Annotated in this window: 15 protein-coding genes; 5 read left to right on the top strand and 10 right to left on the bottom strand. The window is 71.6% G+C overall.

Features of this window, described 5'->3' with window-relative positions:
- Positions 1-59: 59 nt before the first annotated feature.
- Genes ACTWPP_RS15955 through ACTWPP_RS15945 form a run of 3 tightly spaced genes read left to right on the top strand, consistent with a single transcriptional unit; the run spans position 60 to position 3854 of the window.
- On the top strand, positions 60-1130 hold the full coding sequence (locus ACTWPP_RS15955; protein ID WP_443105010.1) for an amidohydrolase family protein: 1071 nt from the start codon (positions 60-62) through the stop codon (positions 1128-1130).
- A complete protein-coding gene (locus ACTWPP_RS15950) occupies positions 1127-1249 on the top strand; it encodes a hypothetical protein (protein ID WP_443105009.1) in 123 nt (40 codons plus the stop codon). The genes ACTWPP_RS15955 and ACTWPP_RS15950 overlap by 4 nt, the downstream gene beginning before the upstream one ends.
- 4 nt (positions 1250-1253) lie before the next feature.
- Positions 1254-3854, top strand: a complete 2601-nt coding sequence (locus tag ACTWPP_RS15945) for an FtsX-like permease family protein (RefSeq protein ID WP_443105008.1) — start codon at positions 1254-1256, stop codon at positions 3852-3854.
- A 101-nt stretch (positions 3855-3955) separates the two neighbouring features.
- On the opposite strand, the gene ACTWPP_RS15940 is transcribed toward ACTWPP_RS15945, so the two are convergent.
- The 3 genes from ACTWPP_RS15940 to ACTWPP_RS15930 all read right to left on the bottom strand — a co-directional run bounded on the left by ACTWPP_RS15940 (position 3956) and on the right by ACTWPP_RS15930 (position 5694).
- The gene (locus ACTWPP_RS15940) at positions 3956-4927 is read right to left on the bottom strand and encodes a phosphatase PAP2 family protein (RefSeq protein WP_443105007.1); all 972 of its coding nucleotides are present in this window, start codon (positions 4925-4927) and stop codon (positions 3956-3958) included.
- Between the two features lie 69 nt (positions 4928-4996).
- A complete protein-coding gene (locus ACTWPP_RS15935; protein ID WP_443105006.1) occupies positions 4997-5491 on the bottom strand; it encodes a hypothetical protein in 495 nt (164 codons plus the stop codon).
- 11 nt (positions 5492-5502) lie between these two features.
- A complete protein-coding gene (locus tag ACTWPP_RS15930; RefSeq protein WP_443105005.1) occupies positions 5503-5694 on the bottom strand; it encodes a hypothetical protein in 192 nt (63 codons plus the stop codon).
- Between the two features lie 444 nt (positions 5695-6138).
- On the opposite strand from ACTWPP_RS15930, the gene ACTWPP_RS15925 reads away from it, so the two are divergent.
- Positions 6139-7068 carry a hypothetical protein gene (locus ACTWPP_RS15925; RefSeq protein ID WP_443105004.1) on the top strand — a complete coding sequence of 310 codons (930 nt, stop codon included), beginning with the start codon at positions 6139-6141 and terminating at the stop codon, positions 7066-7068.
- A gap of 19 nt (positions 7069-7087) precedes the next feature.
- Here the strand turns inward: ACTWPP_RS15925 and ACTWPP_RS15920 are convergent, their stop codons facing one another.
- Complete coding sequence (locus ACTWPP_RS15920; RefSeq protein WP_443105003.1) at positions 7088-8065, bottom strand: AraC family transcriptional regulator; 978 nt, start codon at positions 8063-8065, stop codon at positions 7088-7090.
- 26 nt (positions 8066-8091) lie between these two features.
- Between ACTWPP_RS15920 and ACTWPP_RS15915 the strand changes: the two genes are divergently transcribed.
- A complete protein-coding gene (locus ACTWPP_RS15915) occupies positions 8092-8511 on the top strand; it encodes a hypothetical protein (protein WP_443105002.1) in 420 nt (139 codons plus the stop codon).
- Between the two features lie 19 nt (positions 8512-8530).
- Here the strand turns inward: ACTWPP_RS15915 and ACTWPP_RS15910 are convergent, their stop codons facing one another.
- From ACTWPP_RS15910 to ACTWPP_RS15885, 6 genes are all read right to left on the bottom strand, one after another.
- A complete protein-coding gene (locus ACTWPP_RS15910) occupies positions 8531-9802 on the bottom strand; it encodes a thymidine phosphorylase (RefSeq protein ID WP_443105001.1) in 1272 nt (423 codons plus the stop codon).
- Positions 9803-9844: 42 nt separating this feature from the next.
- The gene (locus ACTWPP_RS15905; protein ID WP_443105000.1) at positions 9845-10249 is read right to left on the bottom strand and encodes a cytidine deaminase; all 405 of its coding nucleotides are present in this window, start codon (positions 10247-10249) and stop codon (positions 9845-9847) included.
- 4 nt (positions 10250-10253) lie between these two features.
- Positions 10254-11609 carry an ABC transporter permease gene (locus ACTWPP_RS15900; protein WP_443104999.1) on the bottom strand — a complete coding sequence of 452 codons (1356 nt, stop codon included), beginning with the start codon at positions 11607-11609 and terminating at the stop codon, positions 10254-10256.
- The gene (locus ACTWPP_RS15895) at positions 11606-12985 is read right to left on the bottom strand and encodes an ABC transporter permease (protein WP_443104997.1); all 1380 of its coding nucleotides are present in this window, start codon (positions 12983-12985) and stop codon (positions 11606-11608) included. The genes ACTWPP_RS15900 and ACTWPP_RS15895 overlap by 4 nt, the downstream gene beginning before the upstream one ends.
- Positions 12982-14520 carry an ABC transporter ATP-binding protein gene (locus ACTWPP_RS15890; protein ID WP_443104996.1) on the bottom strand — a complete coding sequence of 513 codons (1539 nt, stop codon included), beginning with the start codon at positions 14518-14520 and terminating at the stop codon, positions 12982-12984. The genes ACTWPP_RS15895 and ACTWPP_RS15890 overlap by 4 nt, the downstream gene beginning before the upstream one ends.
- A 201-nt stretch (positions 14521-14721) precedes the next feature.
- Positions 14722-15780: a BMP family lipoprotein gene (locus ACTWPP_RS15885; RefSeq protein WP_443104995.1), complete on the bottom strand. Its 1059-nt coding sequence runs from the start codon at positions 15778-15780 to the stop codon at positions 14722-14724.
- Positions 15781-15890 lie beyond the last annotated feature (110 nt).

Below are 15890 nucleotides of genomic sequence, written 5' to 3'. Positions count from 1 at the left end.
AGTCTCACGTGAGATTATCTCGTGTGGGCGGCGCCCTACGCGATCGACAGGAGACGTTCATGCATGAGCCGACCCGACGCCGCACCCTCAAGCTGACCGCCGCGACCGGCATCGCGGCGGTCGCCGCCGCGGCCGTGCCGCTGCCGGTGCGCGGCGCCGCCGCGAGCCCGCACCGACCCCCGAACGGGCGGATCGACACCCACCACCACGCCGTGCCGCCCAGGATGCGGCAATGGGCGGTGGAGCAGGGCATCATCCCGCCCACCGGCGGCCCCTCCTGGGCCCAGTGGACCCTGCCCGACACGCTCGCGACCATGGAGGCCAACGACATCGCCGTGGGGGTGGCCTCCGCGCCCGTGCCGCCCGAGGTGTTCGCGGACCGCAAGGTCGCCGAGTCGGGTGTGCGCGTCTGCAACGAGTCCCTGGCCGAGCTGGTACGCGACAACCCCACCCGGTTCGGCTTCTTCGCCAACGTGGCCATGCTCCACCCCGACCTGGCGCTCAGGCAGGTCGCCTACGCGCTGGACGAGCTGGGCGCCGACGGGGTGCTGCTCACCACCTCGGCCGCCGGGCGCTACCTCGGCGACCAGGCGTTCGCCCCGCTGCTGGCCGAACTCGACCGCCGCGGCGCCGTCGTGTTCACCCACCCCTTCTCGCCCAAGGGGATCGTCGAGGTGCCCGGAGTGGGAGGCTGGCTCGGCGACTTCCTGCTCGACACCACCCGCACCGCGCTCAGCCTGATCGCCTCCGGGGCCCTGGACCGCTACCGCCGGCTGTCGATCATCCTGTCCCATGGGGGCGGGTTCCTGCCGTACATGGCCGGCCGCGCCGAACGCTGGGGCAGGGAGGACGGCGGGCCGGACCCGGCGAAGGTCCGGCGGGCGCTGCGACGCTTCTACTACGACACGGCGCTGCCGATGTCCCCGTACGCCACCCCGACGCTGCTCGGCGCGGCCGGCGCCGGGCGCGTGCTGTTCGGCACCGACTGGCCCGCCAACTCCGCCCGCGAGGTGACCCTCAACACCGCTGATCTCGACCGCGACCCCGGCCTGGACCGTCGCGCCCACCGGGCCATCGCCCGGGACAACGCGCTGCGCCTGCTCCCCCGCCTCGCGGGAGGACGCCGGTGACCGGGCCCCCGGACCGACGAGCGCGGACGGTGACGATGCCGTTCCCGGCCGACCCGACGATCGTCGACGAGCCGGCCGCGCCCACCATCCATGCCCGTATGCGCGAGATGGAGGGCTGACGCCGTGGGCAACCCCATGTGGCTCATCGCGCGCCGTTCGTTCACCGAGGGATGGCCGCGGCTGATAGCCACGCTGCTGGCGGCACTGGGATCGGTCGCGCTCATCGCAGGCTCGCTGCAGTTCGCGCTGCGCGCGCAGGAGGCGGTGGCGGGCAGCGACGCCAGCGTGTACTTCCGCGCGGACGTGCTCGTCCAGGGCGGGACGGTGGACCCGGACGACCCGTACGCGCTGCCCGACGGCCGGGTCCGCCTGGACCGGGTCGAGTCCCGGCCCGGGGTGGCGGCGTCCGCCGGGGACGCCGCGGTGGCGGTGACGGCCGCCCGACCCGACGGGCAGGCGATCATGGCGTCGGCCGAGGGCCGTACGCTGCTGCGCCCCTGGGTGTCCGACGCGCGGCTGAACCCCTACCGGCTGGAGGCGGGGCGCGCACCCGCCACCGACGGTGAGGTGGCGGTCGTCCGGCACATGTCGCGCGCCGGGAAGCTGCGCGTCGGCGACACGATGACGCTGACGCTGCCCCGCGAGACGCGCCGGGTGCGGATCGCCGGTGTGGTCAGCGTGCAGGGCCGCGGCGCGGTCGCCACCGGTGACCTGGTGCTGGCCCCGCGCGAGACCGTGCGGCGTGCCGCCATGCTGCCCCCGGGGACGTGGCAAAGCGTCTGGGTGAAGGCCGCCCCGAGCGTGCCCGCCGACCGGCTGCGCGGCGAGCTGGCCCGGGGGCTGGGCGGCGCGGCCACGGTGCGCACGGCGGAGTCCGTGCAGCGTGCGCAGAGCGCCGCCGCGGCGAGCGAGGGCGCTTCGGTCGCCGGGGTGGTCGGCATGCTCGCCTCCGTCGCGATCTTCGTCGGCCTGTTCGTGGTGGCCAACACGTTCGGCGCGCTGGTGCGGCAGCGGACCCGCCGGCTGGCGCTGCTCGGCGCGATCGGTGCCACACCGCGGCAGATCAAGCGGCTGATCCGGTTCGAGGCGCTGGCGATGGGCGCGGTCGCGTCTGCGGGCGGGGTGGCCGCGGGCTTCCCGCTGTCCGCGTTGATCACCTGGCTGTTCGCGCGGGACGGCTTCGACGTCTCGGCCGCCGACGCACAGTTCGGCTGGGTCGCGCTGGCCGTCCCGGCGGCGGCCGGGATCCTGGTCACCCAGTTGGCCGCGTGGCGGGCGGCGCACCGCGCCGCGGGGATCCCGCCCGTGCAGGCGTTGCGCGGCACCCTCACCGAAACCCGGGAACGTCGCTGGCCACGACTCCTCGCCGCATTCGCGATCTTCGCGGGTGCGGGGTTCTGGTGCGCGGTGGCGGTCGCGGTCCGCGTCAGCGATCCACCCGGACCGGACCGCACGTTCGGGGTCGCGCTGATGGTCCTGTTCGGTTCGATGCTGGCCGTGACCGGGCTGGCCGTCCTCACCCCGTTCTTCGCCGGGCCTTTGGGCGGACTGGTGGGTCGCCTCGGGATGCTGGTCAGCGGGGAGACCGGACGGCTGGCGCACGCCACCATCACCCGCAGCCCGCGCCGGGTCTCGTCGGCCGCCTCGTCGCTGATGCTCGGCGTTGCGCTGGTCGCCTCCGTGGCCCTGGTGACGCTGTCGGTGCACGACCGGTTCCAGGAGGCGGGACGGCAGGTCATGGCGGCCGAGCACGCGATCGCCGCCACCGCCAGGACCTCCGAGGGCGCGCCCGCTCCGCTGGCCGGGGACGTGGCCGCCCTGGCGGCAGACGTGCCGGGCGTGTCGCGGGCGGCCGCCCTCACACAGACCGAGGTCAAGCTGGTGTCACCCCCGCCGGACGCCACCGACCCGGACGAGGAGCCGGAACCGTTCTACTTCCTGGTCAGCGGTGCCGAACAGGCCGGGCTGCGCGACGTCCTGCGGCTGGGCGGCCGGCCGTCCGCGCTGCGTCCCGGGGAGATCGCGCTGTCGTCGACCGTCATGAAGGAGCGGGGGCTGCGCCGGGGGCAGGAGATCGTCGTCCGGGGCACCCGAGGCCGGGTCACGCTGACCGTGGCGGGCACCTACCACGATCCGTCCCACCTGTTCGCCGAACAGGCGCTGGTGGCGCCGGCGACGATGGAGCGGCTCGACGCCGCCGCCGCGACCCAGGTGGTTCTCGTGCGGGGCGGCTCCCTGGAGGATCTGACCCATGCCATGGCCCCAGTGCCCGGCGTGCGGGTCCTCGACCGGGACGCGTACGTGGACGCGGCATCGGACACACTCACCCGCGCACTGCGGGCGACCTACGGCTTCGTGGGCATGGCCCTGCTGCTCGCGCTGTTCGGGATGGCGACCACGGTGTCGATGAGCGTCGCCGAACGTACAAAGGAGTTCGGGCTGCTGGGCGCCGTGGGCGCCACCATGGGCCAGATCCGCTCAATCGTCCGCTGGGAGGCGGCCACCGTGGTCGCCCTCGGCACGACCCTCGGCCTCGTGATCGCCATGGGGACGCTGACGCTGCTGCACGTCACGACCGGCAGTTCGTTCCTGCGCCCGGATCCGCCGTGGTGGCTGTTCCCGATGGTGGCGGCGGGCGCGGCGGTGGCGACGCTGGCGACCTCGTCGCTGCCCGCACGCCGGGCCGCAGCCGTGCCGCTCCTCGAAGCCGTCAAAGCAGAGTGAACCCTGCGGGCAGGTCGCGGGCGAGTCCGCACGGCGGGACGCCCGGGCCGGCGCGAACTCATCGACCACAGGCCGCGTCCAAACTGGGTGACCGACCCGCGTCATCGCAGGTCACCGGCTCGATCTACGGCTGTGGCATCAAGCGCTCCCCAGTCGCTCGCTCTCCTCCGCCGGGCTTCCCAGCGGCCACACGCCCAGCAGACGGCCGCTACGAGCGCGAAGCCCGCGAGCACGTCGACGACATAGTGCTCGCCGGTGACGACGAGGACGAAACCCATGGCCGCCGGGTAGGCGAGCAGGGCGATGCGCGTTGCCCAGGCCCGTCCACGCCAGAACAGGGCGGGCACCAGCGCGGCGTGGGCGGCGTGGAGGGAGGGCATGGCCGCCACGAGGTTGACCGACGCCTGGCCGGTGTCGATCAGCCGCTCCGCCACGTCCAGTCCGAGCAGCGACCAGCCCCGGCCCGCCGTGCGCTGGACCGAGCCGATGATGTCCAGGCGCGCGGCCATCCAGGGCGGAGCCGCCGGCACCAGGATGAAGATCACGAGTGCGGTGACGGTCACTCCCGCGTACCGCCGCAACCAGAACGGCCAGCGGGCCGCCCCCCGCGTCCAGTGCCAGGCTCCGACGGCGTACGGGACGACGAAGTGCGAGACGTAGACGAGGACGATCGGGACCTCCCACCAGACGGCGGTCCACGGTGGGTGGCGGTAGAGGTGCTCCTGAAGCCAGACCGACGGCACCTCGCCGCCGAACAGCGCGGACTCGAGCCCGGCGATGGACGCGACGTGCACCGGCAGTCCGAGCGTGTCGGCCGCGCCGCTGGTGAGGCGGTAGACGAAGAGCAGACCCGCCAGGGGCAGCCAGTCGACGAACACCCGGCGTACCCTGCCGCCGCTGAGGGCGGTGACCAGAGCGAGCGTGGCGATGATCCAGGCGAGCACCTGAAGGGTGTCGAGGGGAACGCCCCGCAGGACCACCAGCCCAGCTGCGGTAGTGGTCCATACCGCGAGCGCGGCAGGCCGCGACCAACGGGCGTTCAGGACCCGGCCGGTCGCCGCCTCGTCCGCCACCCGGCATCCCTCCCCGGCGAGGTCACGCCCCTACGCGCCCCGCCTGTCGGGTGCGCACTCAATCCGGGATCAGGAACTGAGGTCGACGCTGCACTGCACGTCCACGTACGAGAGGATGCGATCCGCGGCTTTCTCGCTCTCCGCGGTCTTCTCGAACCTGCCACCGCTGTTCTCCAGCTCGACGGCCTTTTCGGTGCCTTTGATCACCGTTGCCCACTGCGACGTGATCTCCTCGGGCACGTCGATGCTCCGGACCGCCTCGAGTGCCGGCGCGACCTCGTCGTCCTCGGCGCTCTCGAAGAAGCCCCTTGAGTCGAGGTGGACGTTGACGCGGTCCATCGACGCGCAGAAGTCCTCGACGCTGGCGACGCCGCCCCCGTCCTCCGCGGCAGCGCCCCCGCCCGCACCGCCGTCGTCCCCGCAGGCCGCCAGCGGCACGCAGGCGAGGACGGCGACGGCACCGATCCGCACGAACGTGGTGGACAGTCGCCGCGGTCGTGCGTTGCCGGGTGCCGGTGCCTCGAACTGCGCATCGCTCGATTCGCCAAGGTCGCGGTCGATCAAAAGGTCCTCCTTCAGTGCGGTCGGCGGATCACACTATCCTCCCGCGTCCAGATGTCGGTGTTGTTCAACGCCGCCGCGCTCACACGCACGAGCACTTGCCCCGGACCGACGCCGGGGACCGGCCAGTCCTCCCGCAACTCCAGGGCATCCGGCCCGCCGTGCCGACGCAGCACGGCCGCGGTCATGAACTGATCGCCACCCATTCACCCGTCCTGCCCCTGAATCGACGCCCGCACCCCGCGGACCTCGACGGAAGCAGGCCGGGCCGATCGTGCGCGGCAGCTCTGGGAGCGGTACGTGCGAGGACGGGCCCGCAGGGAGCGGTGATTTGGTCCGGAATGCGGGTGCGATTCGGGCCATCCGTCGATGCCATGAGTAACACTAGGATCACATACAGCGATTTCGGGTCGAGTCACAATAAACACGGACGGAGTCCACGTGTCCCCTGCACTTACCGCATCTCCGCCCACACGGTGCTCCCGCCGCCCGCCCCGCGCACAGCACTCCCCGGTCCAGACGCCCACGGTGAACCGCAGCCGCCTCCGGGCGTCCGGCCGCTGATCACGCCGGCGGCATCCCCCGCCGTCCCCGTCCTCACGAACGACCTCTTCCGCATGCACATCCCCCGTACACATGAGAGAGGCACGATGCGCTCACGTCACCCACTCCGGATCGCGGCGGCAGCCCTCCTGGCGTTCGCCACAGCACTCCCGCTGGCCGCCACCGCCCAAGCGGCCCAGCCCACCGCGGCGGCCGGCGGTGTGCTCTACAAGAAGATCAATTCGGGTGTGAGCCCGTCCTGGTACACGCCCGAGTTCGAGCGGCGGCTCCTGGCCTCGGGCACCGACGGCGTCCGGCTCCCCGCCGATGCCACGCTGCCGGGCGGGGTCACCGCGCCCCAGGCCGCCGGGCTCGTCCAGCCCGGCATCCGGCCCGGTCAATGGCTGCTCACCCTGCTGGGCAGTGACGGCAGCGACAATCTCCTCGGCTGGTGCAGTGCCAACTTCGTCTTCAAGAAGAACTCCACCTGGGGCCTCGGCACGGCCGGGCACTGCGGCGTGGTCGGGCAGCCGGTGAGCGCCTACGTGGTGCCGCCGCCGGCCTCGGGCAAGCTTCCCGGCCTGTACGTGATCGGCAAGATCAGCCTCTCCCGCGACCATGGCATCGGCGACGATTTCGCCATGATCACCATTTCTCCGGAGTTCTCCTCCTGGATGAACCCGACGATGCCCGTCTGGGGCGGCCCCGCCGGCGTCCACACCGGCGACCAGGTGGGTGAGCCGCTCAAGCACTTCGGCCACGGGACGCTCATCGGCACCGGCGGCACGCCGCGCGTGGGCGCCGCGCTCCGCTGGGACATCGAGAACGGCGCCGGCTACTCCTGGGCCGGCGCCGCCACCCCCGGTGACTCCGGTTCCGGAGTGCTGACCCTCTCCGGGCAGGCCGCCGGCGACCTCACCCACATCGTCGCGGACGTCGAGGGCAACATGATCGGCGTTGCCGGAACCCGGATGACGAAGATCCTCCAAGTCGCCCAGGGCTGGACACTCGTCAACGGCTCCCTACTCCCCCTGTAAGTCCGAGCGCGAGCACCCCTCATTCCCTGCGTCCCGGTACCGGCCAGTCAGGCGCCGGTACCGGGACAACCGGGCGGGAAGGGGATTGGAATCCGGCTCGGGCGTACCGCCTTGGCGAGATGCCCATGACCCGCTTGAATGCCGTGTTGAACGCGGGCTCGGATTCATATCCGAGCGATCCCGCTATTCGCGCCAGCGTTTCGTTACCGTGGACGAGCTTCTCTCCCGCCAGCATCATCCTCCAGCGCGTGAGATAGGCGATCGGCGTCTCCCCGGTACGTCCGCGAAAGCGCTCGGCGAAGGTCGATCGCGACATGCCGGCCCGCGCGGCGAGTTCCTGCACTGTCCAGGGGAACGCCGGATCCGCATGTATCGCTCCGAGCGCCGCGCTCAGTTGGGGATCGGCGAGGGCTGCGAACCATCCGATGTGGCTGCGGGAGTCCTCGGACAAATACAGGCGGAGCGCTTGCACCAGCATCATGTGCGCAAGTTGTTGCGCCACGAGCGACGAGCCCGGCCGGGCCTCACGCAGTTCCTCCATCATCATCTCGATGGACCATTTCAGCCTGGCACGATCGCCCGAGGTCTCGACCCGCATGAGGGGCGGCAGTGTCCGCAGGAGCACTTCGGTGTGGCGGCTGTTCACTTCGAAGCGGCTGCCGACCATGAACACGTCGCCGCCGCCGTTGTAGGTGACGATCTCGCCACTGCGGTCAGAGTCGAGCACTTCGCTCGCCCGTTTCGGCTCGACGCCCAGGTCGCTGCCGATGGTCACGGGCCGTCCGCTGGGCAGGACGAAGCAGTCGCCCGCCCGGAGCCGCACCGGCGCGTCGATGCCCTGGATCGCCAGCCGGCACGTGCCTTGGGTGATGGCATAGCACTTGATGCGGCCGGCCAGGTCGTCGAGCGTGAGTGCCCATGCCCCGCCGGCGTCAAAGCCCCCGGTTATGTAGCTGTGAGGCTTCAGCAGGGAGAGAACCTCGGAGAGGGGATCCATGCACTCCCAAGCGTCTGGACGCCGATTTGAAGATCGCCCTGAACGACGACGCGGACAAGGCGCTGCGCGAGCAGTTCGACGAAGGGATCGACGTCGTGCTCGACTTCGTCTGGGGCGAGCCCGCCCTTCGCGTCTTGAGGGCTGCGACCGAAGGCCGCGGCTCCCGATCCGGCGAGCCGCGCCTGCGCTACGTCCAACTCGGCACCGTGGCGGGGGACGCGATCCCCGTCCGCGGCGACATGCTGCGCAGCACGGGTCTGGAGCTGATCGGAAGCGGCATCGGCAGCGTGGCCGTCAAAGAACTCCTGGCCGGTGCCGGGGAGCTCCTCACCGCCGCTCCCGGGGCCGGCTTCGAAGCGCCGTTCACGAACCTGCCGCTGCGAGCCGTGGCCGACGCCTGGAACGGTGACCCGGCCGTTCGCCACCTCCTCACACCGCAGTCGTAAGGGACATCCGGCAGGGCGGTCAGGTGATCCGGTCGATGATCAGGGGGTGGAGGGACGGGCTGCCGCCGACCGTGATCTCGTAGGCGCCGTCGAGGGACTCCAGGGCGCGGGGCAGGCGGGATTCGTCGTCGGTGTGGAGGGTGAGGAGCGGCTGGCCCGCGGTGACGGTGTCGCCCGGCTTGGCGTGGCAGATGATGCCCGCGCCGAACGAGACCGGGTCCTCCTTGCGGGCGCGTCCGGCGCCCAGGCGCCAGGCGGCGACGCCGACGCCGTAGGCGTCCAGGCTTGTCAGGACGCCGGACGACGGGGCCGTGACCGTGTGGGTCTCGCGGGCGGACGGGAGCGGCGCGCCGGGGTCACCGCCCTGGGCGGTGATCATGCGCCGCCAGACGTCCATGGCGGACCCGTCCTTGAGGGCGTCGGCCGGGTCCTTCGACAGCCCGGCCGAGGCGAGCATCTCCCGGGCCAGGGTGAGGGTCAGCTCCACCACGTCGGACGGGCCGCCGCCCGCCAGTACCTCGACCGACTCGGCCACCTCGACCGCGTTGCCGACCGCGCTGCCGAGGGGGCGGTCCATCGCGGTGAGCAGCGCGGTGGTGCGCAGGCCGTGGTCGGTGCCGATCGCCACCATCGTCTCGGCCAGTTCGCGGGCGTTCTCCACCGTTTTCATGAACGCGCCGGAACCGACCTTGACGTCCAGGACGAGCGCGCCCGTCCCCTCGGCGATCTTCTTCGACATGATCGAGGACGCGATCAGCGGGATCGACTCGACCGTCCCCGTCACGTCGCGCAGCGCGTAAAGCTTGCGGTCGGCGGGGGCCAGGCCGCTGCCCGCCGCGCAGACGACCGCCCCGGCGGAGCGCAGCACGTCCAGCATCTCCGCGTTCGTCAGGGACGCCCGCCAGCCCGGGATCGACTCCAGCTTGTCGAGCGTGCCGCCGGTGTGGCCGAGGCCGCGGCCCGACAGTTGCGGGACGGCCGCGCCGCACGCCGCCACGAGAGGCGCCAGCGGCAGGGTGATCTTGTCGCCGACGCCGCCGGTGGAGTGCTTGTCGGTGGTCGGGCGGTCCAGCGCCGACCAGTCCATCCGCTCGCCGGAGCGGATCATGGCCTCCGTCCAGCGGGCCGCCTCGGGACGGGTCATGCCGTTCAGCAGGATCGCCATCGCCAGCGCCGACATCTGCTCCTCGGCGATCGCGCCGCTCGTGTAGGCGTCGACCGCCCAGTCGATCTGGTCGGGGGTCAGCGTCCCGCCGTCGCGTTTGGCGCGGATGACATCGATGGCGTCCACGAAGTCCCTCTCAGGCTCGGTCGATCTCAAGCACGGTTGATTTCACGCACGGTCGATGAGGTCGTCGGGGCCGAACGCGTCCGGCAGGACGTCCGACATGGGCAGGATGCCCCGCGTCGTCTCCAGCAGCATCGGGGCGCCGCCGTGCTCCCAGAGGAGCTGGCGGCAGCGCCCGCACGGCATCAGCGGGTTCCCGTGCCGGTCGACGACCGACAGCGCGACCAGGCGGGGCCGGTCCGACTTGCCGGGGCCGTGCAGCGCCGACACGATGGCGCACTCCGCGCAGAGCCCGATCCCGTACGAGGCGTTCTCGACGTTGCATCCGGTGATGACGCGGCCGTCGTCCACCAGAGCGGCGGCGCCGACGGGGAACCCCGAGTACGGGCAGTACGCGCGCGTCATCGCCTCCCGCGCGGCGTCGCGCAGGGCAGGCCAGTCGATCTCCATACCGTTATCGTGCCTCACCGCGCCGGTACCGCTGCCCATTGGCGGCGGGCATGCGGAGGCGCTGGCTGGCCAGGGCCAGGACGAGCAGCGTCGTCAGGTGCGGCGTGAACGAGACCAGCTCGCCGGGGACCGCGTCGCTCAGCAGGAACCAGGCGAGCAGCCCGACGGCCGCCACCAGCGCCAGGACGGCCCCGATGTAGGCGTTGCGGACCTCGCGGCGGGCCAGGTCCGTCGCGGCCTGGGGACGCAGCCTGCCGGCGCGCAGGGCCTGCCAGACCGCGACGCCGATGAGCAGGATCGCCACGAACAGCAGCAGCGCGTGGACGGCCTGGCCGCCGCCGCGCACGTTCATCGCGTCGGTGTAGCCGAACAGCAGCGAGCCGGCGGTGAGACCGCCGGGACGCCAGTTGCCGAAGATCATGGCGGCGAGGCCGATGAAGCCCCGGCCGTTGGTCTGGCCGTCCTGGAACAGCGGGGCGGCGACGGTGACCAGGAAGGCGCCGGCGAGGCCGGAGAACCCGCCGGAGATGATCACGGCGGCGTACTTCATCCGGTACACGTTCACGCCGAGCGACTCGGCGGCGTACGGGTCCTCCCCGCAGGAGCGGATCCGCAGCCCGAACGGCGTCTTCCACAGGATCAGGAAGCTGAGCGGCACCAGCAGCAGCGCGACGAGGGTCAGCAGCGACATGTCGCTGGTCAGCCCGCGCAGGATGCCCGCGAGGTCCGACGCCAGGAACCAGTGCCGGCCCTCCAGCGACCCGAGCCAGTCGGGGCTCTGCCAGCCGCCTATCTTCCCGCCGGACAGCACCGGCGCCGTCAACGTCATGATCGGATCGACCGGCGGGGACTGCCGGGGGCCGCCGCCGAGGGCCTTCGCCTCGCCGGTGGCGAAGATCAGCCCGGCGAGGAACTGGGTGAGACCGAGCCCGAGGATGTTGATCGCGACACCGGACACGATGTGGTCGACGCCGAACGACACGGTCGCGATCGCGTGCAGCAGCCCGCCGAGGGCGCCGCCGAGGATGCCGAACAGGACGCCGATCCACGGGCCCCACTGGAATCCGGCCCACGCGCCCGTCCAGGTCCCGAGGATCATCATGCCCTCGAGACCGATGTTGATGATGCCGGACCGCTCCGACCACAGCCCGCCGAGACCGGCCAGGAAGATCGGCACGGCGAGGCGGAGCGAGGCGCTGACCGTCCCGCTGGAGGTCACCGGGTCGGCGTCGTCGATCACGCGGACCAGCGACAGCAGGACCAGCAGCCCCGAGGCGATCAGCAGGTAGTGCGGCCAGCGCAGCCTGCGTTTGCCGTTCGCGGGCTTCTTCGCGGCCACGGTCTCGGTCGCGGCGCTCATGAACGGCTCCCCGTGGACTCGCGGGCCAGGTCGTGGCCGGTGGCCAGCTCGGCGGCGACGGCCCGCTGCTGCATGCGGATCTCCCAGCGCCGGACGAGCTCGTACACGATGACGACGGTCAGCACGACCACGCCCTGCATGACCCTGACGATCTCCTTCGGGACGTCGACCGCCTGGAGCACGTCGGAGGTCTGGTCGAGGAACGCGAACAGGAGCGCGGCGAGTGCGATGCCGGCCGGATGGTTGCGGCCGAGGAGCGCGATGGTGATCCCGGTGAACCCGAGCCCCGCCGGGAAGTTCAGCGAGTACTCGTAGGACGCGCCGAGCAGCTCCGGCATGCCGATCAGCCCGGCGACCACACCGGACGCCAGCATCGTGTAGACGATCATGCGGCGGGCGTTGACGCCGCTGGCCTGCGCGGCGGACTGGGACAGCCCCGACACCTTCAGGTCGAACCCGAACCTGGTGTAGTTGATGACGACCCAGAACACGATCCCGACGACGATCGCGAGCGGCAGCAGCCCGTACATCTGGTTGGGCAGGTCGATCCCGATCGAGGACAGGAAGCCGTTCAGCGGCCCGACCCGTCCCGACTCGGGGATCTGCGGGGTCGCGATGTTGTTGCTTCCCGGCCGGAGCTCCGCGAGCCGCTGGTCGTTCAGCAGGTAGGCGATCAGGCCGGTCGCGATCGCGTTCAGCATGATCGTCGACAGGACCTCGCTGACGCCGCGGGTCACCTTCAGCACCCCGGCGATCGCGGCCCACAGCCCGCCGACCGCCATCGCCGCGACGATCACGAGCATCTGGCCGAAGGGGGCGGGCAGGGTCACCGCCCCGCCGAGCACGGCGGCCAGGAACGCGGCGAGCCGGTACTGGCCGTCCACGCCGATGTTCAGCAGCGCCATCCGGAACCCGATCGCCACCGCCACCGCGGACAGGTAGTAGCGGGTGGCGCGGTTCACGATGTCGACGATCGAGTGTTCCGTGGTGCCGTAGTCGACCATGCTCCGGATCGAGCTGATCGGGTCGGCGCCGGTGACGCGCAGCAGGATCATGGTGATGCCGAGGGAGATCAGCAGCGCCAGCGCCGGCGCGCCGATCTTCAGGCCGAGCCCGGTCGGGCCGAGGCCCCGCAGGATCGCCTTCCACGCCGGGACCGGCTCCGGTTCCCTGGACGCGGCGCCGCCGTCCGGCCCGTCCGGTCCGTCATCGGAGCCCGACTTCGCGAGGTCCGGCCCGGACGACTCCGCCTTCGGCGACCCCGACCCCGGTTTCGGTTTCGGTTTCGGCGACTCGGGGGCGGGTGTCTCGTCGCCCGGCCGGGCCGGGCCCTCCGGCTCGCCGTCGTTCGGGTCGCCGTCGTTCGGGCCGGTCATGACGCCGCCCCGGCACCGGTCATCGCGGAGCCGAGCTCCTCCGGCGTGACGGTCCGCGGATCGACCTCCGCGACGAGCCGTCCCCGCAGGATCACGTGCAGGGTGTCGGACATTCCGATGAGTTCCTCAAGGTCTGCGCTGATCAGCAGCACGGCCAGCCCGTCGGCGCGGGCCTGCCGCAGGTAGTCCCAGATGGCGGCCTGGGCGCCGACGTCGATGCCGCGGGTGGGGTGCGCGGCGATCAGCAGGTGCGGCTCGCCGGACATCTCCCGCCCGACGATGAGCTTCTGCTGGTTGCCGCCCGACAGCGCGGCGGCGGGCACCTCGATGCCCGGGGTCCGCACGTCGTACTCCCGGACGATCCGGGTGGTGTCGCGGCGGGCGCCGCGCCGGTCGACCAGCGGGCCGCGGACGTTCGGGGGCCGGGTCTGGTGGCCCAGCATGCGGTTCTCCCAGAGGCTCCCCTCCAGCACGAGCCCGTGCCGGTGCCGGTCTTCGGGGATGTAGGAGATCCCCGCCTCGCGGCGCCGCCGCGTCGTCCAGTGGGTGATGTCCTCGCCGCCGTGGACGATCGACCCGGCGTCCGTGTGCCGGATCCCCATGATCGCCTCGATCAGCTCGGTCTGCCCGTTGCCCTCGACCCCGGCCAGCCCGACGATCTCGCCGCGGCGGATGCGCAGCGACACGTCGTCCACGATGGAGCGGCCCTCGGGGGACAGCACCGTCAGCCCGCCGATCTCCAGCTGGACGTCCTCGGTGACGGTGGACTCGCGCAGCTCCGGGGTGGGCAGCTCCGACCCGACCATCAGCTCCGCCAGCCGCCGGGAGGTGACCTCGCCCGGGTCCAGCCTGGTCGCGACGGTGGTGCCGCGCCGGATCACCGAGATCGTGTCGGCGACGGTCAGCACCTCGTCGAGCTTGTGCGAGATGAACAGCACGGTCAGGCCCTCGGCGCGCAGCTCCCGCAGGTTGCCGAACAGCTCGTCGACCTCATGCGGGACGAGCACCGCGGTCGGCTCGTCCAGGATCAGCACGCGGGCGCCCCGGTAGAGCACCTTGAGGATCTCCACGCGCTGCCGCTCGCCGACGCCGAGCTTCTCGACCAGCACGTCGGGGTCGACGTGCAGCCCGTACGCCTGCGACATCTCGGTGATCTTGTCGCGGGCGGCGGCGAAGTCGATGCGGCCGCGGCGCCTGCCCTTGGCGCGGGGCTCGGCGCCGAGGATCACGTTCTCCAGCACGGTCAGGTTGTCCGCCAGCTTGAAGTGCTGGTGGACCATGCCGATGCCGCGGGCGATCGCGTCGGCCGGGTTCCGGAAGGAGACCTGCTCCCCCTCGACCTCGATGGCGCCCTCGTCCGGCCGCTGCATCCCGTAGAGGATCTTCATCAGCGTGGACTTGCCGGCGCCGTTCTCACCGCAGAGCGCATGGACCTCGCCATGCTCGATGGTGAGGTTGATGTCGCGGTTGGCCACCACTCCGGGAAACCGCTTGGTGATCGATGTCAGCCGCACGGCCGGCACCTGGTCAGGCACGAGTGCCCCTCCTCCTGCCTCGAACGTGCTGTGTGGACGCGCCGCACGGGACGTGCCGCGCACCGGGCGTCATCGGATCGGTGACGCCCGGTGCGCGATTACGGCCGGGCGGAACAGGCCGGTCACGTCACCGTGCGGAGACGCGCCCCGCCACGGTCAGGCCCGCCACGGTCAGGCCCACCACCGTCAGGCCCACCACCGTCAGGCCTTGGTCGGGACCTTGATCTCGCCACTGACGATCTTGGCCTTCAGCTCGTCCAGCTTGCCCTTGATGTCGTCGACGTGGCCGCCGGACGTGGCGTAGCCGACGCCGTTGTTGCTGAGGTCGTACGTCTTGGTGCCGGCCTTGACGCTGCCGTCGGCGACGCTCTTCACGAAGTCGTACACCGCGACGTCCACGTGCTTCTCCATCGAGGTGAGGATCTGCTCCTTCACCCCGGCGACCGCGGGCTGCTTGTACTGGTCGGAGTCGACGCCGATGGCCCACTTGCCGGCCGCGCCGACGGTCTTGATGACGCCGATGCCGGCGCCGCCCGCGGCGTGGTAGATGACGTCCGCGCCCTGGTCGAGCTGGCCCTTGGCGGCCTCGTTGCCGAGGCCGGTGTCCTGGAAGCCGTTGAAGTTCGGCGGCTGCGTCAGGTACTTCGCCGGAAGGATCTTGATGTCGGGCTTGGCGGCCTTCGCGCCCGCCTGGTAGCCGGCGAAGAACTTGTGGATCAGCGGCACGTTGACGCCGCCGATGAAGCCGATCGTGCCGCTCTCGGACTTCAGCGCCGCGGCGGCGCCGACGAGGAAGGAGCCCTGCTCCTCGGCGAAGCAGGCGCCGCTGACGTTGGCGCCCTCGACCTTGCACTGGTCGGCGTCCACGACGAGGAACTTGGTGTCCGGGAAGTCCTTGGCGACCTTGATCACCGAGGTGGTGTAGGCGAAGCCCACGCCGATGATCGGGTTGTGGCCCTGGCTGGCCATCAGGCGCAGCCGCGACTCCTTGTCGGAGTCCGGCTCATCGGGCTTGGCCGAGATCTCCTCGGTCTCGAGCTTCAGTTCCTTCTTCGCCCGGTCGAGGCCGGCGGCGGCGGAGTCGTTGAACGACTGGTCACCGCGGCCGCCGATGTCGAATGCGAGACCGACCTTGAGGGCCTTCTTGCCGCCCTCGTCGCCACCGCCGGTATCCGCCTCCTTGCCACCGCACGCGGAAGCGGCGAACGTCAGCGCCGCGCCCGTGAGGGTGACGAGTGAAATCTTCAGTCCACGGCGCAAGGTAGCGCTCCTCTCGTTCCCCACCCAGGGTCGGTGGTCGTTCCGGCCACCGAAATCGATCGGACGCTACCTCGCGAATGCGGGCAAACCTCCCGCTTGCACCGATTCGC

Origin of the sequence: Actinomadura sp. 3N407, from assembly GCF_052245875.1 — a bacterium.
Classification (GTDB): domain Bacteria; phylum Actinomycetota; class Actinomycetes; order Streptosporangiales; family Streptosporangiaceae; genus Spirillospora.
Note: the sequence above shows the minus strand (reverse complement) of the source record. Positions and strands in the feature narration are given on the sequence as shown.

Coding starts and splice junctions, on each gene's coding strand:
- ACTWPP_RS15955 (WP_443105010.1), top strand. CDS start 60: ATGCATGAGCCGACCCGACGCCGCACCCTCAAGCTGACCGCCGCGACC.
- ACTWPP_RS15930 (WP_443105005.1), bottom strand. CDS start 5,694: ATGGGTGGCGATCAGTTCATGACCGCGGCCGTGCTGCGTCGGCACGGC.
- ACTWPP_RS15925 (WP_443105004.1), top strand. CDS start 6,139: ATGCGCTCACGTCACCCACTCCGGATCGCGGCGGCAGCCCTCCTGGCG.
- ACTWPP_RS15920 (WP_443105003.1), bottom strand. CDS start 8,065: ATGGATCCCCTCTCCGAGGTTCTCTCCCTGCTGAAGCCTCACAGCTAC.
- ACTWPP_RS15905 (WP_443105000.1), bottom strand. CDS start 10,249: ATGGAGATCGACTGGCCTGCCCTGCGCGACGCCGCGCGGGAGGCGATG.
- ACTWPP_RS15900 (WP_443104999.1), bottom strand. CDS start 11,609: ATGAGCGCCGCGACCGAGACCGTGGCCGCGAAGAAGCCCGCGAACGGC.
- ACTWPP_RS15895 (WP_443104997.1), bottom strand. CDS start 12,985: ATGACCGGCCCGAACGACGGCGACCCGAACGACGGCGAGCCGGAGGGC.